Source organism: Gibbsiella greigii (assembly GCF_039540155.1).
Classification (GTDB): domain Bacteria; phylum Pseudomonadota; class Gammaproteobacteria; order Enterobacterales; family Enterobacteriaceae; genus Gibbsiella; species Gibbsiella quercinecans.
Genome location: NZ_BAABEM010000008.1, coordinates 47,878 through 69,344, shown reverse-complemented (window position 1 = coordinate 69,344; position 21,467 = coordinate 47,878). Strand labels below are relative to the sequence as shown.

The window sequence follows — 21,467 nt, the reverse complement described above, 5'->3', positions numbered from 1 at the left end:
GTGAAATTGGTGATGATTAACAGGTTGCCGCACTCAGCCGGCAAGTTTGGGCGCGAAAATTTCGGCCAGCATACAGCGGGCGCCGCCGCCGCCGTGCTGTTCGATCACCGCAATCGGTGCCTGCACAATGCGTGCGTAAGCACTTAGCATCTTCTGTTGTACGGGCGTGAACGCTCGCCAGGCCTGCTCTGACATGGCAATGACCGGATGCCCATCGTGGCTGCATAGCTCAAGGATGTTGCCGCAAAACGCGTGCATCTGGGCCATTGTTATTGCGATGACGGTTTTGCCGCTGGCGTTCAGGCTATTGAGTATTTGCTCACGCGCTGTTGCTTCTACCATCGCTTCCAGGCAGACCACGGCGTAACGAATGCCGATGCTCATCATCACATTGGTATGGTAGATGGCCCGCCCTTGCGCATCTTCTGCGGTAAAATCAATCACCTGATACCCCGATTTTTGTTGCCATTCCCGCAGTACGCGGCCAGAACTGCGGGAAGAGCGGCAGACATAGGCGATGCGTTGCTGATGATCGCAAACCAGGGCGCCGGTGCCCTCCAGGTATTCTCCCTGTTGCTCCCAGCCGCTGAGATCGACTGCCGGTTGCAGCATGAAATGCCGCATCAGCGCGGCAACAATCGCCGGATCGCGTTCACGGCGGCGGTTTGGCGCTTCCATCGGAAACAACGTCAGGCTGCCATCGTTTTGCAGCGTGACCCAGTTGTTCGGGAACAGTGAATCCGGCGTGTTATTGCCGTGCCGCTCGTCAAACACCAACACAGCAATACCGGCGGCACGCAGCGCGCTGACATAGCGATCAAAAGCCAGCGTGGCCTGCTGTTGCAGTCTCTCCGGGGGCAGACTGGCATCGGCATGCTGAAAAGCATTGCTGCTGGCGGTTTCGTGATTGAGGCAAAAACCGCCCGGACGCACCATAAATACGTTGTTTGTGGTTTGCATGTTCGTTCTCATTATTCAGTACCGCCTAGCCTCATATCAACCGCGCCGGTGATGCGTTGTCCGTTCATTGTTCTCCTCGCGTGAGGCGTAAATGCTGGCGTGAATATTCACGCCAGTTGATCGTCACTTATTTTTTTTGCTGCCATACACCGCGAAGGTGAAGGCCAGATAAGCTGCCAGCGTTGAGGTCATATCGCCAACGTCTTTGGTTGGGTTCACCTCGGTAATTGCCATCGCGGCGCAGTGCGGTGCCAGCATACTCACCATCTGTAACGCCTGATCCGAGGTAATGCCGCCCGGTTCATGCGCGCCCGCACCCGGCGCATAGGCCGGATCGACGGAATCAATATCGAAAGAGAGGAAGATATGGTCGGCATTTTTCACTCGTTCCAACGCGCGTTTTACCGTCTCTTCCGGCCCGATCTTCAACACTTCACGGGCGCTGAGGTGGATCAGATCGTTATCGTGCTTAAATTTGCCAGAGGCCGGGAAGTTGAAATGGCGTTCGCATAACTGAATACAATCGGTGGGAGCGATACGCGCCAGTTCCAGTGAGCGGCGCATACCGCTGGACTGGCTATGACGGCCCTGCATTTCGCTTTCGTCCATCAAATCCAGATGGGCATCGAAATGGATGATACCGATGCGGCCCGGCAGCGCATCATGGACGCCGTGAGCAACCGGGAACAGCAGGCTGTCGTCGCCGCCGATCATGATTGGCACGCGGCCGGCGGCGATCGAAGCCATCACCGCCTCACGGGTCGCCGCGAAGGTTTTCAGCGTGTCGCTGGGCACCACGTCAACATCGCCGCGATCCGCCAGCAATTGCTTACCGACGGCCATTTCACTGTCCGTTTCCAGACAATACACTTTTCCCTGCTGAATACGCATGTTGATCCAGCGTGCGCATTCGCGCACTTTGGCCGGTGCATAACGCGATCCTGGCCACCCTAATGTCGCTTCACCATCAAAAGGGATACCCCACAAATCAAATTGCCGTGTATTTTCCATATGTTCCTCAAAGCAGCAGATTAACTACGTTTGCCGTTCAGATAGCCTGCGTAGTGTTTTTCGAAATAGCGAAATATCATGACCAGTATCAGCGTCAGCACCAGATAGATGGCGCCGGCGGTGACATAGGGCTCGAACTGAATGTAATAATTCAGGCTGATGTTCCGGGCGACGCCGGTCACTTCCATTAAGGTCACGGTGCTGGCCAGCGATGTGGCATGCAGCATCATGATGGTTTCATTGCTGTACAGTGAAAGTGAACGGCTCAACATCGCCGGAAATAATATTCTCCGTGCCAGCGTGGGAAAACTCATGCCATAGGCCCGGGCGGCTTCAATTTCGCCGGCGGGCAGATGGCGTAAGCCACCTGCGAATATTTCCGTGGTATAGGCCGCGGTATTGAGAATAAAAGCCAGCAACCCACAAACCAGCGGGCTGGAAAGCCAGGGCCAGAGAAAACTGGCGCGTAATAAATCAAACTGCGCCAGGCCGTAATAGATCAGAAAGAGCTGAATCAATAACGGCGTACCGCGAAACGCGGTGGTGTAGAGCAAAATCAGCCAGCGGAAGGGCCGGGGCGCACGGTCACGCGCCAGCGCCAGCAACACCGAGATGACGAAGGCGACAGCCAGCGACACCACCGTCATCAGCAGCGTTAAACCGGTGCCGTGGAGGTACATTGTGAAGTTGTCGGCGATAATGTCCCAGTTCATGCGTTAGACCCCCGTACCGCCAGCGTGTAGCGCTGGCCGAGGCGATGTAACAGCGCCACCGAAAGCAGCGTGATCGCCAGATAGAAGCCGGCGGCCAGCAGATAAAAGGTGAAAGGCCGCCCGGTGGACTCCGCCGCCCCTTTGGCGCTGAACATAATGTCCTGCAGCCCCAGCAAGGAAGCCAGTGCCGTCGCCTTGACCAGTACCAGCCAGTTATTGGTAAAGCCGGGTAACGCCAGACGAATTAACTGCGGCAGAATGATACGCAGAAAAGTCGCGCTGCGGGTAAAGCCGAATGCTTGCGCCGCTTCAATTTCACCGTGGGGAATATTCATCAACGCATAGCGGAAGGTTTCCGTCATATACGCACCAAAAATAAACCCCAGGGTGATTAAACAGGCAATAAAGGGGCTGAATTCTACGGAATAATCCACCCCAAGCTCACCCAGGCCACTATTTAACAGCGCCGGCACGCTGTAAAACACCAGCAGCATCAGCACAAGATCCGGGATACCACGCGCCAGCAGGGTATAAGGCGCAATTATTGCCTGAACCCAACGGATACCGGACTGTTTGCCTAATGCGCCCAGCAATCCCAGAATGACGGATAATAATAGTGAGGCGAGCGCCAACTGCAGTGAAACCCATCCCGCATTCAGGACCATTAAATAGTAATTACCCGACATAATAGTTACTCAGCTGAAAAATACTTCTTATTAAGCGCATCCAGCTCGCCATCGGTGCGGACTTTTGCCAGCCCCTGATTAATCTTTTCTACCAGTGCCGTGTTCTTCTTATTAATGGCGATAGCGACCCCTTCACCAAATTCCGGCGCATCTTTACCGGTCAGGCGCGGGCCAACCAATTGATAATTTTTGCCGTCGTCTTTCTTCAGGAAGCTATAAATAATCTGTGCTTCGTAGCTCATAAAGACATCGGCACGCCCGGCGGTTAAATCGAGGTAGGGGGCACTGCCACCGTCATAACGTTTAACAGTGCTGTTTGGATAATGCTTGGTCACGTAAGTGTCCATCGGCGTACCGGTTTGAACCGCAATGACTTTTCCTTTTAACGCTTCCGGGCTGGTGTCGGTGAGGGTGCCTTTCTTCGCGACAAAACGGAATACCGGGCGATCGTAAATGTCGCTGAAGGCCATCGCGCGACGGCGCGCGTCGGTGACGGTTAACTGGGAAATCAGCGCGTCGTATTTGTTGCTCATCAGGCCGGGGATCATGCCATCCCAGGGGGCGCTGATCACGTCGCAATCCAGCGTTGCGGCCTTGCAGATGGCGTACATCAGGTCAATGTCATATCCCACCAGCTTGCCGTTAGCGTCGATCGATTCAAACGGCGAGAAGGTGGCATCGGTGGCGATGGTAATTTTACCCGGTGCGGCATACAGCGATCCGGCCAGGCCGGCAGCGGCGAGGGTCAGGATCAATTTTGCTATTTTCATCATTATTCCTCTGGTGTGGTGTAAAACGTCAAAGTGCGTAACACGCTGAATTACTTCAGACGATCTGATAAAAACCGTTGCAGCCGCCGGCGCCGATAACGCTGATCACATCATCGGCATTGGCCTGCAAAGCGATGCTTTTCAGCACCTCATTCATGTTTGCCATAGCACTGGTGCGCATCGTCCACGTTAAGTTCCAACATGGCGCGCTCCTGGATTACCTGACGGCGGCGGCACGATGACCCAAATGGCGGTGCAGACTTCATCGTCGGAAATGTTGTGCCAGGAATGGGGTAGCGAGGGCTTAAAGGTGAGGGTATCGCCCTTCGCCAGCAGGTAACGCTGTTCCTCCACTACGATCTCAAGCTCGCCACTCAATACATGCACCATATCGGCGGCGGCATTGAGGGTGTAAGGCTCCACGCCGGAGCCGCCCTGTGGATCGATCTCGGAGTAAAGCACCATCATTTCGTCGTTAATGCCGCCGCTGATCAGATATTCACGCATCTTCTCGCCGCCGAGGCTGATGGGGGTGCCTTGCCCGGCGAGCACGACGTTGGTAGACGGCGGATCGAACAGTTTGGCTGGGGTAATACCGACCACTTCGCACACCTTCAGTAAGGTGGCGATGGATGCCTGCGTGACGTTGCGCTCAAGGCGGCTGATAAAGGATTTACTGACGCCGACCTGCTCGGCCACTTCTTCAATGCGCATTCCGCGGGCTTTACGCACCGCACGCAGGCGTATCCCTACGTTGAAGTCTGCGGTATTCTGTGCTGCCTGTCCGTGATGATCCGATTCGTCGTGTGACATAGTCTTAGCCCGAGTTGCGTATTAGGTAACTTTTTAACGTTAAGCAACCGGCGTGCCAGGAAGGGAGATGAACCGTAAACACACATTGTTTTATTGTTAACCATTTGAATTTTTTCTTAAATTAAATCAATTCCTCTCTTTGTCTCATCATTGCACGCCGATTCATGCTGCCTGAAAAAGTTGCATATCAGGTAACTTGATCATTTTATGTGCGTTGATTGCACTAAAAGAAGGCAGTGCCGTTAGCGAAAAAGGATGCGGCGTTATAAAAAGTGCATCAGGGCAGATATTCAATGTGTTGATGGTAGAAAAATATCCGCGTTGTGGGCGAGGTTAAGATTACCGCCTCGCAGGAATGCGAGGCGGCTATAGCCCATAGCGTGAAGCGGCTAATCGGGTGAAGAGCAGCGGCTCAGAACTGATAGGTCATGCCAATACCAAAGGTATCATCAGTTGAAATCCCGAATGGCGTATTATCTGCCAGGCGATTGATTTTATAGTCCGCATAGGTAAAAAAGTTTTTGTTAAAGAAATAAGAGAGATTGACATCAAGGTATTTCATTAAATAAACATTACCATAGCCCTCTATATCTTTCCCTTTCGACTGGAACCAACCGATACCTGGGATAATGCCATTTTCGAAGGTGTAGCGTAGATAGGTTTCAAAGTTTTCCGTTTTATTCGCGTAGCCATAGTTCTTGATTGGCGTGATGTTATAGCCTTGAGAATATTTTACGGCGGCATAAAGCCCTTCCAGGCTATATTTAAATCCCGTTGCCCACATTTCAGCCCGCTCGCCATTACCATAGGCCAACGCTTCCTGTGCCTGGGTGCGTTTAGAATTGCTATAGGCGGCCAGCAGCGTGCCGCCCCAGTCAAAGTCATAACTCATGGACATGCCGGCGCCATCACCGTTCGCCGTATAGACAGAGCGGCTACTGTTATTCGTGTCGACGCTGTTTTTGCCCTGGTATTGCAAGGCAAACTTAACGTTATCCGTTAACCCAAACAGGTTGTTATTGCGGTAGGTTAACAGACCGCCCGCACGCCCGGTCATAAAACCATCGGTGTAGCTGTCGGTCAAAATGTCAAAAATCGGCGCGTAATCGGTGATACTGGCAACATCATAAATGATGCCGCCATTACGGCCATAATCCAGTGAACCCCAGTTACGATATTTTAACCCGGCAAAGCCGAAACGGGTTTTATTTCCCTCTGTACCTTCGGCTTCAGAGTGGTTTGCCTGAATATTATATTCCCATTGACCAAAACCGGTTAAGTTATCATTAATTTGCGTTAGGCCCCGGAAACCCAGGCGCACATAGCTGTTATCACCATTAACCGTATTATCATCGCTGAAATAATGTCTGGCACGCACACTGCCATAGAGATCCAACTTATTGCCATCCTGGTTATAAATTTCTGCAGCATGAGAAATACCAGAAGTACAAATAAGCGCTACAAGAATAGCTATTTTATTCGCTTTCATAATTTTCCTGTTCACAAGGTTTTTTATTATTGAGTGGGAGAACTCCCACTCGGGAATAATTATTTATTAACGGTTTAATGGGCGCGGTAGCGCGGATTCCGGTAATAACGAGCAGTACTGTTCGCCATCCAGTTGCTGTACATGTTCTTCTTTGGCGGCAGCAATCAACGATGGCGTCGTTAACGCCCGTACTGCGGAAGCCGCCATTACTTTGCCCGCCAACAGCATGCCTTTATGGGCGTATGACGTTTTGCCTTGGGTGACCATCTGCCAGGAGTGCGGGGGGGTTCCCCATGCGCAGGTGGCGATATACACCTGGCCGACCGGCACCAGCCAACTGACATCGCCCACATCGGTGGAACCATTGAGAAAATCCGGTTCTTGACGAAACGCAGTGAGATCTTCCGCGAGCGTTTTGCCGCTCTTTGCAACCCGGGCTTTTTCTTCATCCGAAAACGTTTCCTGGATCGAATGGGCAAAGGCTTTCTCTTCCGCCGTAAAGGCCAAGGGGCCGATTTTTATCAGCTCCTCATTCATCATCCCTGCAAGGGTGACATTCGGAATCAGATCGGCGGAGGCCGCGTCGAATTCAATGCTTACCGTCGTGCCGCTCATCAGTGCGGCGCCGCGGGCAATATCGTGTACGCGTTCGGTGATCTCGCGCACCTGCTGCATTTTGGGCGAGCGCACTTTATAGAGCACTTCGGCATCGCTCTGCACTACGTTCGGCGCGTTGCCGCCGGCATTGGTAATGGCGTAATGCAGGCGCGCTTCAGGAATAATGTGTTCACGCAGGAAGTTGGCGCCCACGTTCATTAACTCAACGCCGTCCAGGGCGCTGCGGCCAAGATGCGGGCTGAAAGCGGCGTGCGTACTTTTGCCTTTAAACTGATATTTCACCTGATTGGTCGCCAGCATCCGCGCGTTGTAGGCCAGATTTTCGTCCCACGGGTGCCAGGTAAACGCCACATCCACGCCGTTAAACAGGCCCGCACGCGCCATAAACGCCTTGCCGCCGCCGCCTTCTTCCGCTGGGCAACCAAAGTATTTAATCGTACCGGCCAGTTTTAATGCGTCTATACAGGCTTTGGTCGCCAGAGCGGCAGCAAGAGAGCCTGAACCAAGCAGATTATGGCCGCAGCCGTGGCCGCTCCCCGCTTTAACTACCGGTGACGGGCAACTGAGATTCGCTTCCTGGCTCAGGGCCGGCAGCGCATCATATTCCCCCAAAATCGCGACAACGGGTTGGCCTGTGCCATAGGTGGCGACAAACGCCGTTTCGATGCCGCCGGCGTTACGCGTTACCTGAAAACCGGCGTCTTCCAACGTTTGCGCCATCAAAGAGGCTGACTGTTTTTCCTCGTAGCGAACTTCAGCAAATTCCCAAATCCGATCGCTGACGGCGATAATACGCTCGCGTTCTTCATTGAGGGTTTTATTAATTATTTCTAAATAACTCATTTCTTACTCTCTTTACGGTACGGGGGTTGGGCTGGATTCTGCTTCCACAGGGCCATGGGCATGACGCATGGATAGCGATATCAAACAGGTGATAACGGCGCAGATCACAATCATTAAAAAGGCGATGGAATAATTTTGATTAGACAATTTAAGGATGTAGCCAATCAGCAGCGGGGAAAGGAACGAGCCGATTTGTGCGATGGAATTAATCAGCCCGGTCGCGGTTCCGACCGATTCTTTCGGGAATTGCTTAATGATGATGACAAAAACACTGATACTGATGGCATTCAGGAAGATATTCGATAGCGACAGCCAGGCAAAAGCCAGAGGAATGGTTGAAGCATGGAACATCAACCAGATAAACAGCGCAGAGACGGCCGCACCGATGGCGATCAGGTATTTTTCCCGCTGCATGAAAAACCGATCCAGCAACCATCCGCAGGTCAGGAATGAGATGAAGCCCAATGCCGGGGGCAGCATAGACCAGGTTCCCATGGAAACCATGCTCATCCCTTTGACTTTCACCCAATAGGACGGCAACCACGACTGCAGCCCCCAGAAAACGATATTGGTGAAGAAATAACAGGCTGCGATCTGCCAGGTCAACGGCCTGGCAATGATTTCCTTCAGGCGTTTTTTCTCGGATTTTTTACTGGCCAGTGCCGATGGCTGGCGGGTTGGCGCTGCCTGCTTATCCGCTGGGCGGGCTTTCAGTACCATCCACAGCAACCATGCCAACACCACGCCCACTGCGCCAAGGACAAAGAACATGATGCGCCAGTTAAAAAACGCGATCAGTGACGAAACCACCACCGAGCCCACGGCAAAACCCACGGAGGCACCCGACTGCAGAAAAGATTTCGCCCTGGCCATTTTGGACTTTTCGAATTCCTGCGCGATCACCACCGAGCTGCCGGAAGGAAATACCGCTTCCCCCATCCCAACAAAAAAGCGGGCGATCACCAGGCTGAAAATGCCACCGGCCATGCTGGTAAATGCCGTCGCAATGGACCACAGCGTTACCGCCCCGGTCAAAATGGTTTTACTTCCCATCCGGTCAACCAGATAGCCGCCTATCAGTTGAGTCAGCGAATAAGCCAGAAAAAAACCGCTGATGATCATACCGGTATGTTCCGGAGACAATCCAAACTCGCTGCTGATCGGTATAATGGCAATATTTATTGCTGTTTTATCAATGAAGCCAACAACCCAACATAAAAACAAAATGAAGATAATGAGCTTATTTTTATTGCTTGTTATCATGGTACCCATAAGAGGTTTCCTTAAAGGGATGAATCAAACTCGGTCTTGCTACACTTGCAAAAAAAATGATAAATATCTATGTAGGTTTATACATTACAACGATTATATATATGTAGGTTTACACAGGGGCAGGGTATGTCAGAGTATATTGGTGCATTGGAATCTTTATTAAATAAACACTATCCACTATTAAAGATAACAATAGAGGTATCACCTAAAAGATTTGATGATCTTATCCAGCATGACGGCGAAAGGTATGATGAAAGGAATGAAAATTTCATATTAACCCATCATGTAAATAGGAGTGAGATTATTATTGAGATAATCTGTCTCTACAGCGATTCATTGACTATCACCATAGAGGATTCGGGAGTTTTGCGTGAAAAGAAATGTATTGATAGTCTGCTCAATCATATAAAAATATATTTCTATAATGAAATATTACAGCAGCAAAAATTGATGTTTCAACGAATCAGTGACAATACCTGGCATCTGGCTTCAGGGTTGTCGCATGAGATAATCACGCAACATGTCGTTGATGGCGCCCTTAAAACCATTCCATTCAGTGATGCGGTTATTTTCCGTATCTATGACGAACGGAAGTCGCTGCTGATTCCCAAAGCGCTGTCTGGTTTTAATAACAACTATTATGATTACTCGGTTTCTACCCGTGAATCGGTTTCCGGGCGGGTGTTTGAAAGCAGGGAGTCGGTGATACTGAATTCGCGTGAGGCTATTTTAGCGTCGTTCACTCATGAATCAGCAATACGCGCATCGGTAATGGAAAATAACCCTATTGCAAATTCATTAATTTGCGTACCCGTGCAGGATAAACATATCTGCTATGGCACTTTGACCTTGCTTTCATTTAGCCATCATTCGATCTTTAACTCCCTTGCCGTATCATTGCTCGAAACCTTTGCTTCACAGGTGGCACTGGCGTGGAAAAATGCCAAAATTCATGATGAAAAGATCTCAACCCTGAATGAGATTGACACCTTAAGAAAACAGTTGGAAAGGCAGAATGAAGTTCTGAAAAGCAATGTTGAGTTCTATAATGAAATGATAAAATTATCGATAAAAAACAATGAAATAGTATCATTTGTCGATGCCGTTATGCAGAAAATAAATCTTTCCGCAGCCTATTTGGATATATTGGGCAACAGCTATCAATCCACAATGAAACTGCCTTTCACATGGGATGAGATAAGTTCCCATGACAACAGAAATGGCTATTGTGAAGATATTTTTACTGTAGAGCAATATGCCATTTACCCGCTGCGGCACGATCAGGTTTGTGTGGGTTATTTTATTCTTAATCAGGAAAGCATTATGGACTACACGCAAATGATGCTTTCCCGTCTTGGCGATTTTATCGTAATGGAAATTATGCGTAAGGCCAGCGGCCTTAGGCTGGAGCATAAAAAGAAAGCGCTCCTTATTGATGAACTATCTTCTCATGGCATCAATAGCGATATAGAAAAGAAACTGGCTGCTCATGGTTTTTTAGTGCAAAATTTTATCATGTGTCTGCGCATTGAAGTGGCATTTTCTGATGAAGAGGAAATGCTTGCTTTTATCACGTTAAATAAGATAAAAGTCCTGCTGGCACGGCGAAATTTCTTTAGCTTTTATGATAACGATTCGATGGTGATCTATATTTCAGATCTTCATTCGCTAAAAATAAAAGAACTGTGCGAAAAAATTGAAAAGAGTTTGCCGTTGGGGGCGATCAGAAAAGCCGGCGCAAGCCGAATACTGCGTCGTGATGAATTCAGGCTGGCTTTTCAACAGGCCAGTACTGCACTGAAGGTTCTGACAATCCGTAAACAGGCCGGGTTATTGCGCTTTCATGACTCCGGTATTGAGCGGATGTTTATTCATCACGCTAAGGAAGAAATCCAACAGTTTATCTTTGATGTACTGTCACCCATATTGGATAACAGCGAAAAGAGTGAGTCGCTGCTAATGACGTTGAACAGTTATATTAATCATCGCTGTTCGGTACACCATGCGGCCAAGGAATTAAATATTCATGTAAACACGCTCTATCAACGAATCAGGAAGATTGAGCAGTTGACGCATTATCAGCTTTCCAGTGCAGACGACTTTCTTATGGTTGGTCTGGCTTGTCATATGAATAGATTATATTTATGAGTCAACGTTAGAAAAAATGCCTTCCCGCGCGACAGCTGTTTCGGTAGCGGCCGGCAGTGACGGGACTGACGCAGCTGGCGGGGCACCGCCGGGTCATCCTCCCGGCCGCTGTGGCGGTCATTCTCCTGCTCGCGCTGTTTCAGTAGCGCCTGCGCCTGCTCCACCTGACGGCGCAGTTTTTCGGAGCGGGTGCCGTACAGCATCCGGTTCAGCTTCTCCACCTGCGCCCGCAGGCGCTCGATTTCACGTTCGTCATGTTCGGTTTTCTCTTCCGCGTCGGCCCAGCGGATTTTGACGGTATCGCTCCGCCGACTGGGGAGAGATGTTCGGCGATAACGTGCTGGCAACGGCAATTCTGGATCGGTTGCTACACCACTCAACCACACTGAACATCAAAGGAGAAAGCTACCGGTTAAAGGAAAAACGCAAAGCGGGAGTGCTGGCAAAAAACGCCACGCCAATCAGTGATGATGAAATGGCGAAAAATGGCCAACAATCTTGGCGTTGACACCCGGTTTTAAGATGTTTTTTAACTTGCGGTTTAGCGCGGTGGATGCGTATGGCTCCATGTATTGCATATCTGCTACCAGTTTTGTAGCAGAGTCTGCGGAAAGGATGCTAACCCCGCTCAGTACATCACTCAATTTTAGCTCCGCTGGTATTGGAAGAGATAACATCAGCCATGCAGACTCTCCCCTAAATTATTGGTTGAGTTACGTACAAAGGTTGTCCAACCCATATCTATCTTATTAACTGAATTTAGAATCGGTCTGGTTTCTGCTATCTAAAGATTACATTTAATATTCAATAATCGAATATGAATTATATTGACATGTTGCGTTTGTTGCTCTGTGTGGTGATTAGTTCTTAAAGTTAAGCGATTTTTATGTTTGTGTGACTATATGTTTTATGTCAGAGCCGGATATTATATTTTGCTGTGGTTTTAAAGCTCCCCCATTGATATTACTGCGACCTGTAGGTATAAATAAAAACGTGCATTTCCTTACAGAAGTGAGGGAAATGTATTAATTCCATCCTCCTTCATAAAATTGAAATGCTATGCTCACAAAAACAAGTCACTTGTGAAAGTAAAAATATATATGGAAGATTTAAGGCAAGGGTTGTTACATGAAGAATGAACGAATACTCACTAAAGCGGATAAACACCGTGATGCACTCCCTATCCCCACAGATGAGTTCAGAAAAAAATTAGAAGAAGAATGTTATGTTATATGGAAATTGCCACAATTTAATACAATAGAGCTTACACAAACTCCTGTCCTCCCTACCTATGCGGACTATGTTGAATCAAAAAACTCAGATTTGCATGGTGCATATCTCTCTGCGCATTTTGAAGCTGGTCTATGGCCAGTAGTTTATCAGGGGGAAAATGATGGGCATTTAATTCGTCACGTTTGTCCCATGCTGCACTCAGAAAATAAAGTCAGTTCTCAGGGAGCAAGGTACGATTTTAACCCTCATGTGGATAATCCAGATCTTCGTATTTGTGGTGAAATCCCGTCCGAGGTTCTCGGTGGTTGCCCGGATACATTAACTTTGTTGTGTTTAAGGAAAGAGCCTGGAGTCAATACTAGCCTGCTTAAGCTTGACCATATTATATCCATGCTATCCGATAATATAATTAACACACTAACAAAATCTCTGTTCAGAGTAAGAAGACCAGCAAGTTTCGTAAATGCCTCATCTGTTGAAGGCGTTCCAGTTATTGTAAGAAAAGATAGCATCTGGTACTCCCGCTTTGACTGGCACAACGTAACTGGTATGACACCTGAAGCGGAGGCCGCGCTAGAAAGAATGAGGTTTGTTACACTTGAGCGTGAACTTTGGTTTGATGTACCATTGGAACCAGGTTACGCAGTTACATTTCTTAATCAAAGAACCATGCATACACGCAATGCTTTTGAACCACGATTTGATGGCACTGACCGTTGGCTGCTTCGTGTTTTTGCAATGAAGGAACGTCCACCTGAAACACAACTTCTCGATCCCCATAACTGTCTCCATCACTTACGTACATTGTAACGGTATTCAAGCATGTTTCATTTAATTAATGATTCAATTTTTATTGAAGGAAGTATCATTTCCCAGTACCTTGTTGTTGGCATATTGTTGTTAGTGATTGCCTCCTTTATCGCAGGGTACATAGATGCTATCGCTGGAGGTGCTGGATTAATCCTGATACCTGCATTTATTCTAACTGGATTACCGCCACAATTGGCACTGGGTCAGGAAAAGCTTGTAAGTACAATAGGTACTATCGCAGCCATTAAAAACTTCGTCAAAAATAAATCTGTCATTTGGTCAGTAATCCCGGCGGGTCTTATTTCGGCGCTTGCTGGTGCATATGTTGGCGCTAAAGTTATTTTATTGCTCCCAGTTGAAACCTTGTCACTGGTTATTGTGGGTTTATTACCCATTGGATTAATCGCAGCAACAGTGAAGGGGAAAATCAAGGAGTCAACAGCAAACGAGGCTAAAACAAATTTCTTGGCAATCTTTGTTGTTTGTTTTGCGGTCGGTTTTTATGATGGTTTTTTTGGGCCAGGTACAGGAAGTCTTTTCATTATCGCTCTGACAGTAATAAATAAGTTCGGATTATTACAGGCATCAGCCACAAGTAAAATCTTCAATTTCTCTTCCAACATCGGTGCTTTTGTAGCTTTTGCGATTGCAGGAAAAATGGCCTATCTTATTGGCATCCCAATGATTATGGCAAGTCTTCTGGGAAACCATGTCGGCAGTATGCATGCCATCAGAACGAATGGTGAAATAATCCGGAAAGTTCTGTTTTTATCAGTAGGTGCAATGATGCTTACTCTTTCCGTAAAATATTTTGTAGGGTTCTAATTATGACTATCAAATGCGATAATATTAATGTTCGTTTGGCTGAAAAAAAAGACATCCCAAAAGTGAAAAAACTACTGGAACGCTACCATGCCAAGAATCTTGAGGGAGAGCAGCGGGCAAATGGTTTTGTGACCACAGACATGACTGAGCAACAACTTAGCGATTTATGCGAACGCGAGAGTGGCGTTGTCATTGCAATCGATAACACTAACAACAAAGTTGTCGGACTCTTGTTAGGTGCCTCATGGCAGTTTCTCCAGCCATGGCCGATGTTTGATTATATGGCCGGTATACTGAAGGAATTCACATATCAAGGCGTAAACTTGGATGCAGAAACTTCCTATCAATATGGCCCTATTTGTGTTGCAGAAGAGTATCGTAGTTGCGGTATTGGTGAATCGCTTCTGGCTTATCAGCGTCATGTTTTCGCCGCACGTTTTTCGGTCACTGTTACATTTGTCAACGTACTCAATCCCCGTTCTTACGCCTTCCATACTCGAAATAAATTCGAGGATTTAGGATTCTTCAATTTTAATGGCAATAAATACCATATGATGGCTTTACCAACGTTAGAGTAAGCCCCCACAGGCCCTGAATTCTTTTCAGGGCCTGTATTGAAAATTTTATCGTGAAGCCTGATATCTCGTAAGCGTTAATCGAGCGCCATGTTAACGCTCATCAGGCAGGCAGAACCACGTTCCACGGCAGCAGTTCCGCCACTTTGTTGATGGGCCACTCCGGCAGCACGCTGAGAATGTGGCGCAGATACGCCTTCGGATCGACCCGTTGAGGCGGCATGTACAGTAGCGTACCGCGCTCGCCGCCGTGGTCACTGCCGAAGAACAGGCGTTTTTCTTCCCCAAGCATACCGTCCGCAACGCACGCTCCGCCGCTATCGCGGATTTTCTTATTGCCGGTGGTCACCGCAATATCGCCTTTATGGCGGGGCGGGAGAGCTCATCGACCAGCCGTGATCGTGAAGATGGTTTTACACAGCGCCTGCTCCTTCGGGGTTTTGAACCGCCGCAACGTGCCGTCGGGCTGTATACTATTGAAGGTGCGATGGCTGCCACCCGTAGTTTACTGGCGGGGGCACGGTGGCCCGATGCACTCTTCTGTGCCAATGACATTATGGCTATCGGTGCGCTTAACGTCGCAGTGGGTGAGCTGGGCATGATTGCAGGAGAAGATATTTCTGTCGTCGGTTTTGATGACATAGCAATGGCGGGGTGGCCCATATACAACTTGACGACCTATGTTCAGCCAATCAGTGAGATGGTTTCCGCCACCGTTGTCATCATTTCTTCACAACTGAAGGATGTTGAAGCATCTGCTATTCAGCAGGTTTTACCTGGCATGTTGGTGGTCCGTGGTAGCACAAGGCCGATAGCGGGGGACGAGCTAAAACACCAATAGGCTCTTAGTTACGTTTGCTTAAGGCACAGGCGAAAAACCGGTCAGTTCTGCGGCCGAACAGTACGACACGGCGCCGTTTTCCTGCATTACTCGGGCAATCAGTTGTTCAACCCCGAGGTTATGCCCGGCTAAATTACGCCGCGCCTTGGTCATTATTTCCGCCTCGCTCATCGGGCGTTCGGCGCTGCCCAGCGGCTTGTTGCGCTCTTGCACGGCGCTTTCGCCGTGGCGATGCGTCACCACCACGCGCGCGCCGGGCTGGCGTGCTGGACCATTCATTCGTTGTGTAAATTCAGGGGTGATAACGGCCGTCACTTTATCCGCCAGCGCCTGCAATGCCGCATTTTGCATGCTGTGCTCCGTATACCAGTCGGCGCCGGGTAGCAGGCCGCCGGCGACCGCCGCCATCGTCCAGGGCAGGCTGAACTGCGCGTCAGTGGCCGTGCGGGGGCGGTAGTCCATCATATCCTCGACCAGCCGCGGGAAGGTCTGCACCTCAATGGCGCGGATATCCGCCGCCTGCCAGCCGGTCTGCTGCATAATGCACTCCATGCATTCCAGCGCGCAGGCCAGCCAGCGGCAGGCGGGATAGCGCTTAAAGCTGCCGTAACCGGCGTACCAGTGGCTGCCGAGATTATCGGTCAGAATTTCCGGTGCGAAGCGGTCGGAACCGATCATTCGCCAAAAGCCCTGATCGCCGTCGAGCGCGTCAAGGCTACCGCTCAGGCCCTGTTGCACCATGATCACCGCCTGCACCGCTGCCTGTGCCGCCGGCGCCACGGCATCTTTAAGTGCCATCAGCGGTCGCTGTTGCCAGTTGTACTGATGCAGGCTGGGCAGCGGCGTCAGCACGGCGGCCAGCCCAATGGCCTGATTCAACTGCGCCGGGGGCAGGCCCAGCAGCAGCCCGGCTACCAGCGCTGCGCCGATCGTCTGATGCTGCGCCACGCCGTATACCTGGCTGAAGCGTTCTGCCGAGGGTTGGATGGCGTGGATTAGCCGATTATTCACCTCGAAGCCGGCCGTCAGGGCGGTGATCAGCGTGTCATGCGTTACCGGCCGCGGGCTAAGATCAAGGGCGACCAGCGCCGCGGCGATAAGGGTTGCGCCGGGGTGGCCGAGCCCTTTGCCGTCGATCTCCACGCCGTCATCGTGGTCCAGGCCGTTTATCACGGCGGCGTTGGCGAAAGCGGCCGCCAGCGGGCTGAAACCGGGCTCGCCGAAGACGGTGCAGTCACCGTTTCCGCCGAACAGCCTGGCGGTACGGATAACCGGTTCGCTGACGCTGTGGCGGCTGGCCGCCCAACCGCAGGCGAGGGCATCCAGCAAATGCAGCCGAACCTTGTGGCGGATGGCGGCCGGAATAGTTTGCGCAGATAAAGAACAGGCAAAATTTACCAACTGGCGTGTCGCGGTGATATTCATGGTTATTCAACGTTTGAAGTAGCGGGTGCGGATCCTGCGTTCGGCATAGCTTGCCAGCAGTGATAACGGAAGAATGGTGGCGACGAAAAACAGCGCCACAAAGGTCAGCGTTTCCAGCGGGCGGAAGGTGGCGGTACTCAGCCGTTGCCCTTGATAGAGGATCTCGCCCGTCGCGATATAGCTTGCCAGTACCGAGTTCTTTATCGACATCACGCACTGGCTGACAAACGCCGGCAAAATCCGCAAAAAGGCCACTGGCCCGGTAATCCGAACCAACACTTTCAGCGGCGACATCCCGACCGACAGGCCGGCCTCCACCAGGCCATGATCGACTGATTGCAAACCCGCGCGAAATATTTCGGCGAAAAACACGCTGCCATATAACGAGATGGCCAGTACGCAGGTCAGATACGAGGAGAGCGTCAGGCCGAACAGAATCGGAAGGCAGTAGTAAGCCCAGACGATAAGTACCAACGGCGGGATTGAACGCACAATCTCAATCAGCCCCTGAGTGGGCAAGCGGATCGCCGCCCTGGCCGCGCCGCGTAACGGCGCAAGCAGGGCGCCGCCAAGAATACTTAACGTAACCGAGGCCAAAACGATTTTAAAGGTGGTGAGTATCCCTTCCAACAGAACGGCGTGATACTGCCACAGTATTGAGAAATCCCAGTGATATGACATTAGCGCAGATCCCCCGCCGTCACGCCGGACAGCGCCATAAAGTGGCGGATAGGGGCATGGTGCGGCCGTGACCAGATTTCCTGCGGGGTCGCTTCTTCCACCAGCCTGCCGTTCTCCATCAACAGTAGCCGGCTACAGACCTGCAGCGCAAAGCGCATTTCATGGGTAACGACCATCATGGTGGTGCCGCTAGCTGCCAGTTCGGAGATCACCGTCAGCACCTCGCCGACGGACTCCGGATCGAGCGCTGAGGTGGGTTCATCGAACAGGATCACTCGCGGCTCCATCGCCAGGGCGCGGGCGATAGATACCCGCTGCTGCTGACCACCGGAAAGTTGCACCGGGAAGTCGCCGGCTTTTTCCGCCAGCCCCATACGCGTGAGCAGCGTCATCGCTTTCTCCGTAGCGGCTTTACGCGACATACCGAGCACCTGTATCGGCCCTTCAATAATGTTTTGCAGCACGTTGCGGTGTGGCCACAGATTAAAGTGCTGGAACACCATTGCCATCGATGCGCGTTGGCGTGCCAGAGTTCGCCGTTTTACCGGTTTTCTCTGCGCGCCGTAAAACCCGATCTCTTCCTCGCCCAGCCAGATATGGCCGCTGTCTGGGATCTCAAGCATGTTCAGGCAGCGCAGCAGGGTAGATTTCCCTGCGCCGCTGCGGCCAATGATGCCGATCACCTCCGAGGGGCGAACCTCGAAGGAGACGTCATCAATGATTTTATTACCCGAGAACGATTTGCTTAGCGCGGCAATTTTCAGTAGCGGTAATGAAAACGAATGGCTCATCAGGGTTATTTCGCCGGGTGAGTGTATTTATGCCAAATATTTTTCAGCGTTCCGTCTTTATCCAACTGTTCAAGCCGGCCATCCAGCCACGCCTGTAACTGCGGGCGATCTTTACGCAGGCCCATATTGGTGGCCTGCTCTTTGACTGGCTGCGGGATAATCATCGTGCCCTGATGGCGCTTCTGAATATATTGCGCCATCTGTATATCGTTGGTGACGATGGCGTCGGCGCGGCCGCTCTCCATCTGCAACTGCATGTTGTCGCTATCGGGAACGATAATCCACTGCGTTTTGTCCAACTGCGGATGCAACAGCGTTACCGCCGCCGAACCGTCGATCGCGGCAAGCTTGGTCTGTGGATTATTGATGGTTGCCCAGGTCTGATATTTCTTGGTGTCTTTTTCCAGCGTCAGTACGCCCATCTGGTGAGAGCCCATCGGCCGGGTAAAGTCGACGGCTTTGGCTCTTTCCGGCGTGTTATTAAAACCGCCTAAAATATCGAAACGGTTGGACTGCAAACCCGCCACGGCGGTGCCCCACTGGGTATCGACGTATTCAATTTTAATATCGGTATCTTTAAATATCGCCTGGACGACGTCGGGCACCAGCCCGGCCCATTGGTTGGTTAGCAGATCTTTCTGATACCACGGCGGTGCGTTGACCGCTCCGACGCGGATCACGTGGTCTGGCAGGATCGTATTGATATTGTCCTCGGCCTGTGCCGGAAGCTGCGTTAAGAAAATCCCCGGTATCAGCAACAAGGCCGATATGAAGCGTGCAGTGAAAAATTTCATTTTATGCCTCTGAGTGAATATAATTATAGATTCTATAACCCTGGGTGTATGAATTTTAAATGCATAATCATCATATCGTTATCTGGAAAATGGCAATGACCCCCAAGCAACTCGACGTCTTTATCAGTATCGTTCAGCTCGGTTCAGTGACAGCGGCGGCGGCGCAGTTAGCCATGTCCCAGCCTTCGGTGAGCAAAAGCCTGGCGCTTATAGAGCAACAGATGGGGTTCAGCCTGTTTGAGCGCTATAAGGGCAAAATGCAGCCGACCCCTGAAGCCAGGGAATTGTATAAAGAAGCGCTGCGTGTGCATCAGGATCGGCTGCGTTTCGAGCGTTTCGTTGATCACCTGCGCCAGTACCGCGTCGGGCAGTTGCGGGTCTGCGCCACGCCTGCGCTGGCGCTAAATATGTTGCCGCGGGCGGTGGCGCGCTTTCGCCAGACCTTTCCGGATTATGGCGTGGTGGCGGACATGTGCCTGAATAATGAAATTGAGGCGGCGGTGGAGGAAGGGCGTTACGATCTCGGTTTTATGGTCAAACCCGGCCACGAGCCGCAGGAGAACCGGCTTGCCGTCAGCCGGGGTGAAATGGTGTGCGTGCTGCCCGAGCAGCATCCGCTGGCGCAGCAGGCCGAGGTGTGTTGGCAGGATATCTCGCCGCGCGAACTGGTTTTTATCACCACCGACGCGCGGCTGGTCGCCATGATTGCCGAAGAGGTGCCGGCGTTCCGCCAGCGCCAGGTGGCGGCGGTAGAAACCAACCGTTACAGCATGGCGATTAATCTGGTCAGGCACGGGAACAACAGTGTCACTATCGTTGACCGTTTCTCTCTACAGGGGATCGACACCGCCGGGCTGGCGGTGCGAGCGTTCCGCCCCGCATTGCCGATTTCAGTCGTGGCGATCACCGATGGGCACAGCGTCATGTCCCAGCCGGGCGAGGTGTTTGTGAGCCTGATGACGGAATTAATGGCGGAAACTGCCGATATATGAAAAGCAAAAAGCTCGCTTAAGCGGGGGATGCCGGGAGAAGTCAAAACTGCGCTTTCGTTCCGATCATGATGCAACAACAGCACTGCCGTACAGGGCTATTGGCGGGGCACATCCGGCATGGGCCGCTGTGGTTTGGGGCCGAGTCCCCGTCGATCACTGCCTTTGAAGCAAAATTGCGTGGTGTTGCGCAGCCCTGGCGGCGTGAAATTGCCCGCGTTGTGCGGCCGTGCAAGGATGGCTAACCGTGATTTTCAGAGGAGCACGCCGTGGATCGGTTAGCGGCATTGAGTGAAGCCTATCCCGCAGGCTGGCGGGTATCGCTGGCGTTGCTGGGGCTCATTGTGGGCAGTTTCCTGAATGTGGTCATTTATCGGCTGCCGCAGATGCTGGAGCACCGCTGGCGTGATGATGCGCGGCGGCAATTGGCGCTCCCTCTTGGCGAAACGGCGCCGCGCTACGATTTATTGCTGCCGTCTTCCTTTTGCCCCGGGTGTCGGCGGCCGGTTGCGGCCAAAGATAATATTCCGCTGTTCAGTTGGCTGTTGCTGTGCGGCCGCGCCCGTTGCTGCGGATGGCGCATCCCCTGGCGTTATCCGCTGGTTGAGCTGGCCGGCATGCTGCTGTTTTTAATAGCCGGCTGGCTGATACCCATGGGGTGGCAACTGGCCGGCGCATTGTTGTTGTTGCCGTGGTTGCTGGCACTGGCGGCGATTGATGCCCGCACCTGGCTGCTTCCGGATGCGCTCACGCTGCCGCTGTTGTGGCTGGGGCTTGGCTTCAACCTGTGTGATACCTTTGTTCCTTTGGCGCAGGCGGTGGCCGGCGCGATGGCGGGTTACCTGCTGCTCTGGTGCCTGCGGTGGGGCTTTAAGCTGCTGCGCGGTGTGGATGGCCTGGGCTACGGCGACCTGAAACTGCTGGCTGCGCTGGGTGCGTGGCTAGGCTGGCAAGCGTTGCCGCATCTGCTGCTGATTGCCGCGGGCGGCGGCGTGCTGGCGACGTTGATACAGCGCGGCATAACGCGGCAGCCCGCGGCGCAAGCGCTGGCTTTGGGGCCCTGGCTGGCACTGGGCGGTACGGTTTGCCTGCTGATGCAGGTAACAGGGATTGCGGGGTGAGGAACATTCATTGCTCAGTGGGCACAACCGCGCTGAGTTATTCAGCGCTATTGTGCTCA

21 protein-coding genes and 4 pseudogenes are annotated in these 21,467 nt (G+C 51.6%); 8 read left to right on the top strand and 17 right to left on the bottom strand.

Annotated features, from left to right (window positions below; all coding sequences use genetic code 11):
- Nucleotides 1-33: 33 nt before the first annotated feature.
- The 10 genes and pseudogenes from ctlX to AC559G_RS08715 all read right to left on the bottom strand — a co-directional run bounded on the left by ctlX (nucleotide 34) and on the right by AC559G_RS08715 (nucleotide 9,166).
- The gene (gene ctlX, locus AC559G_RS08760; protein WP_498912246.1) at nucleotides 34-960 is read right to left on the bottom strand and encodes an arginine deiminase-related protein; all 927 of its coding nucleotides are present in this window, start codon (nucleotides 958-960) and stop codon (nucleotides 34-36) included.
- A 123-nt stretch (nucleotides 961-1,083) separates the two neighbouring features.
- A complete protein-coding gene (locus tag AC559G_RS08755; protein WP_498912245.1) occupies nucleotides 1,084-1,971 on the bottom strand; it encodes an arginase family protein in 888 nt (295 codons plus the stop codon).
- A 20-nt stretch (nucleotides 1,972-1,991) separates the two neighbouring features.
- Nucleotides 1,992-2,684 carry an ABC transporter permease gene (locus AC559G_RS08750; RefSeq protein WP_498912244.1) on the bottom strand — a complete coding sequence of 231 codons (693 nt, stop codon included), beginning with the start codon at nucleotides 2,682-2,684 and terminating at the stop codon, nucleotides 1,992-1,994.
- Nucleotides 2,681-3,349, bottom strand: coding sequence for an ABC transporter permease (locus AC559G_RS08745; protein ID WP_498912243.1), 669 nt, complete (start codon nucleotides 3,347-3,349; stop codon nucleotides 2,681-2,683). The genes AC559G_RS08750 and AC559G_RS08745 overlap by 4 nt, the downstream gene beginning before the upstream one ends.
- 26 nt (nucleotides 3,350-3,375) lie before the next feature.
- Entirely contained in the window at nucleotides 3,376-4,140 is a 765-nt protein-coding gene (locus AC559G_RS08740; protein WP_498912242.1) for a transporter substrate-binding domain-containing protein, read from the bottom strand.
- A gap of 82 nt (nucleotides 4,141-4,222) precedes the next feature.
- A pseudogene (locus AC559G_RS08735) lies at nucleotides 4,223-4,343 on the bottom strand (histidine/lysine/arginine/ornithine ABC transporter ATP-binding protein); the annotation flags it as partial.
- Nucleotides 4,330-4,953 (bottom strand): helix-turn-helix domain-containing protein, encoded by a 624-nt coding sequence (locus AC559G_RS08730; protein ID WP_498912241.1) that lies wholly within the window; start codon nucleotides 4,951-4,953, stop codon nucleotides 4,330-4,332. The gene AC559G_RS08730 and the pseudogene AC559G_RS08735, both read right to left, overlap by 14 nt.
- A gap of 412 nt (nucleotides 4,954-5,365) precedes the next feature.
- Nucleotides 5,366-6,442, bottom strand: a complete 1,077-nt coding sequence (locus AC559G_RS08725; protein ID WP_498912240.1) for a porin — start codon at nucleotides 6,440-6,442, stop codon at nucleotides 5,366-5,368.
- Between the two features lie 66 nt (nucleotides 6,443-6,508).
- Nucleotides 6,509-7,903, bottom strand: coding sequence for a M20 family metallopeptidase (locus AC559G_RS08720; RefSeq protein WP_498912239.1), 1,395 nt, complete (start codon nucleotides 7,901-7,903; stop codon nucleotides 6,509-6,511).
- A 12-nt stretch (nucleotides 7,904-7,915) separates the two neighbouring features.
- A complete protein-coding gene (locus AC559G_RS08715; protein WP_498912422.1) occupies nucleotides 7,916-9,166 on the bottom strand; it encodes an MFS transporter in 1,251 nt (416 codons plus the stop codon).
- A 135-nt stretch (nucleotides 9,167-9,301) separates the two neighbouring features.
- Here AC559G_RS08715 and AC559G_RS08710 point away from each other — a divergent pair, with 135 nt between their 5' ends.
- Nucleotides 9,302-11,323, top strand: coding sequence for a helix-turn-helix domain-containing protein (locus tag AC559G_RS08710; protein ID WP_498912238.1), 2,022 nt, complete (start codon nucleotides 9,302-9,304; stop codon nucleotides 11,321-11,323).
- A gap of 26 nt (nucleotides 11,324-11,349) precedes the next feature.
- On the opposite strand, the pseudogene AC559G_RS08705 reads toward AC559G_RS08710, so the two are convergent.
- Nucleotides 11,350-11,604, bottom strand: a pseudogene (locus AC559G_RS08705) (IS66 family transposase); the annotation flags it as partial.
- Nucleotides 11,605-11,630: 26 nt separating this feature from the next.
- Between AC559G_RS08705 and AC559G_RS08700 the strand changes: the two are divergent.
- Nucleotides 11,631-11,831: pseudogene (locus AC559G_RS08700) on the top strand (ATP-binding protein); the annotation flags it as partial.
- Here AC559G_RS08700 and AC559G_RS08695 read toward each other — a convergent pair.
- Nucleotides 11,785-11,967 (bottom strand): hypothetical protein, encoded by a 183-nt coding sequence (locus AC559G_RS08695; RefSeq protein WP_498912237.1) that lies wholly within the window; start codon nucleotides 11,965-11,967, stop codon nucleotides 11,785-11,787. The pseudogene AC559G_RS08700 and the gene AC559G_RS08695 sit on opposite strands and share 47 nt — an antisense overlap.
- A 484-nt stretch (nucleotides 11,968-12,451) precedes the next feature.
- Between AC559G_RS08695 and AC559G_RS08690 the strand changes: the two genes are divergently transcribed.
- From AC559G_RS08690 to AC559G_RS08680, 3 genes are read left to right on the top strand one after another with little or no spacing between them, the layout of a single operon-like run.
- Nucleotides 12,452-13,366, top strand: a complete 915-nt coding sequence (locus AC559G_RS08690; protein ID WP_498912236.1) for a Fe(II)-2OG oxygenase family protein — start codon at nucleotides 12,452-12,454, stop codon at nucleotides 13,364-13,366.
- A 12-nt stretch (nucleotides 13,367-13,378) separates the two neighbouring features.
- Nucleotides 13,379-14,191 (top strand): sulfite exporter TauE/SafE family protein, encoded by an 813-nt coding sequence (locus tag AC559G_RS08685; protein WP_498912235.1) that lies wholly within the window; start codon nucleotides 13,379-13,381, stop codon nucleotides 14,189-14,191.
- A gap of 2 nt (nucleotides 14,192-14,193) precedes the next feature.
- Nucleotides 14,194-14,769: a GNAT family N-acetyltransferase gene (locus AC559G_RS08680; RefSeq protein ID WP_498912234.1), complete on the top strand. Its 576-nt coding sequence runs from the start codon at nucleotides 14,194-14,196 to the stop codon at nucleotides 14,767-14,769.
- Nucleotides 14,770-14,869: 100 nt separating this feature from the next.
- Here AC559G_RS08680 and AC559G_RS08675 read toward each other — a convergent pair.
- Nucleotides 14,870-15,084, bottom strand: a pseudogene (locus AC559G_RS08675) (transposase domain-containing protein); the annotation flags it as partial.
- Between the two features lie 46 nt (nucleotides 15,085-15,130).
- Between AC559G_RS08675 and AC559G_RS08670 the strand changes: the two are divergent.
- Complete coding sequence (locus AC559G_RS08670; RefSeq protein ID WP_498912421.1) at nucleotides 15,131-15,607, top strand: substrate-binding domain-containing protein; 477 nt, start codon at nucleotides 15,131-15,133, stop codon at nucleotides 15,605-15,607.
- A gap of 18 nt (nucleotides 15,608-15,625) precedes the next feature.
- Here AC559G_RS08670 and AC559G_RS08665 read toward each other — a convergent pair whose 3' ends face one another.
- From AC559G_RS08665 to AC559G_RS08650, 4 genes are read right to left on the bottom strand one after another with little or no spacing between them, the layout of a single operon-like run.
- Nucleotides 15,626-17,032 (bottom strand): MmgE/PrpD family protein, encoded by a 1,407-nt coding sequence (locus AC559G_RS08665; RefSeq protein ID WP_498912233.1) that lies wholly within the window; start codon nucleotides 17,030-17,032, stop codon nucleotides 15,626-15,628.
- 6 nt (nucleotides 17,033-17,038) lie between these two features.
- Nucleotides 17,039-17,713 carry an amino acid ABC transporter permease gene (locus tag AC559G_RS08660; RefSeq protein ID WP_438598769.1) on the bottom strand — a complete coding sequence of 225 codons (675 nt, stop codon included), beginning with the start codon at nucleotides 17,711-17,713 and terminating at the stop codon, nucleotides 17,039-17,041.
- On the bottom strand, nucleotides 17,713-18,504 hold the full coding sequence (locus AC559G_RS08655; protein WP_498912232.1) for an amino acid ABC transporter ATP-binding protein: 792 nt from the start codon (nucleotides 18,502-18,504) through the stop codon (nucleotides 17,713-17,715). Before AC559G_RS08655 ends, AC559G_RS08660 begins: the two co-directional genes overlap by 1 nt.
- 5 nt (nucleotides 18,505-18,509) lie before the next feature.
- Nucleotides 18,510-19,298, bottom strand: coding sequence for a substrate-binding periplasmic protein (locus AC559G_RS08650; RefSeq protein WP_498912231.1), 789 nt, complete (start codon nucleotides 19,296-19,298; stop codon nucleotides 18,510-18,512).
- A gap of 95 nt (nucleotides 19,299-19,393) precedes the next feature.
- Here AC559G_RS08650 and AC559G_RS08645 point away from each other — a divergent pair, with 95 nt between their 5' ends.
- On the top strand, nucleotides 19,394-20,290 hold the full coding sequence (locus tag AC559G_RS08645; protein WP_498912230.1) for a LysR family transcriptional regulator: 897 nt from the start codon (nucleotides 19,394-19,396) through the stop codon (nucleotides 20,288-20,290).
- A 266-nt stretch (nucleotides 20,291-20,556) separates the two neighbouring features.
- The gene (locus AC559G_RS08640; protein WP_498912229.1) at nucleotides 20,557-21,408 is read left to right on the top strand and encodes a prepilin peptidase; all 852 of its coding nucleotides are present in this window, start codon (nucleotides 20,557-20,559) and stop codon (nucleotides 21,406-21,408) included.
- Nucleotides 21,409-21,467: the final 59 nt, after the last annotated feature.

Coding starts and splice junctions, on each gene's coding strand:
- ctlX (WP_498912246.1), bottom strand. CDS start 960: ATGCAAACCACAAACAACGTATTTATGGTGCGTCCGGGCGGTTTTTGC.
- AC559G_RS08755 (WP_498912245.1), bottom strand. CDS start 1,971: ATGGAAAATACACGGCAATTTGATTTGTGGGGTATCCCTTTTGATGGT.
- AC559G_RS08750 (WP_498912244.1), bottom strand. CDS start 2,684: ATGAACTGGGACATTATCGCCGACAACTTCACAATGTACCTCCACGGC.
- AC559G_RS08745 (WP_498912243.1), bottom strand. CDS start 3,349: ATGGTCCTGAATGCGGGATGGGTTTCACTGCAGTTGGCGCTCGCCTCA.
- AC559G_RS08740 (WP_498912242.1), bottom strand. CDS start 4,140: ATGAAAATAGCAAAATTGATCCTGACCCTCGCCGCTGCCGGCCTGGCC.
- AC559G_RS08730 (WP_498912241.1), bottom strand. CDS start 4,953: ATGTCACACGACGAATCGGATCATCACGGACAGGCAGCACAGAATACC.
- AC559G_RS08725 (WP_498912240.1), bottom strand. CDS start 6,442: ATGAAAGCGAATAAAATAGCTATTCTTGTAGCGCTTATTTGTACTTCT.
- AC559G_RS08720 (WP_498912239.1), bottom strand. CDS start 7,903: ATGAGTTATTTAGAAATAATTAATAAAACCCTCAATGAAGAACGCGAG.
- AC559G_RS08715 (WP_498912422.1), bottom strand. CDS start 9,166: ATGATAACAAGCAATAAAAATAAGCTCATTATCTTCATTTTGTTTTTA.
- AC559G_RS08710 (WP_498912238.1), top strand. CDS start 9,302: ATGTCAGAGTATATTGGTGCATTGGAATCTTTATTAAATAAACACTAT.
- AC559G_RS08690 (WP_498912236.1), top strand. CDS start 12,452: ATGAAGAATGAACGAATACTCACTAAAGCGGATAAACACCGTGATGCA.
- AC559G_RS08685 (WP_498912235.1), top strand. CDS start 13,379: ATGTTTCATTTAATTAATGATTCAATTTTTATTGAAGGAAGTATCATT.
- AC559G_RS08680 (WP_498912234.1), top strand. CDS start 14,194: ATGACTATCAAATGCGATAATATTAATGTTCGTTTGGCTGAAAAAAAA.
- AC559G_RS08670 (WP_498912421.1), top strand. CDS start 15,131: ATGGCGGGGCGGGAGAGCTCATCGACCAGCCGTGATCGTGAAGATGGT.
- AC559G_RS08665 (WP_498912233.1), bottom strand. CDS start 17,032: ATGAATATCACCGCGACACGCCAGTTGGTAAATTTTGCCTGTTCTTTA.
- AC559G_RS08660 (WP_438598769.1), bottom strand. CDS start 17,713: ATGTCATATCACTGGGATTTCTCAATACTGTGGCAGTATCACGCCGTT.
- AC559G_RS08655 (WP_498912232.1), bottom strand. CDS start 18,504: ATGAGCCATTCGTTTTCATTACCGCTACTGAAAATTGCCGCGCTAAGC.
- AC559G_RS08650 (WP_498912231.1), bottom strand. CDS start 19,298: ATGAAATTTTTCACTGCACGCTTCATATCGGCCTTGTTGCTGATACCG.
- AC559G_RS08645 (WP_498912230.1), top strand. CDS start 19,394: ATGACCCCCAAGCAACTCGACGTCTTTATCAGTATCGTTCAGCTCGGT.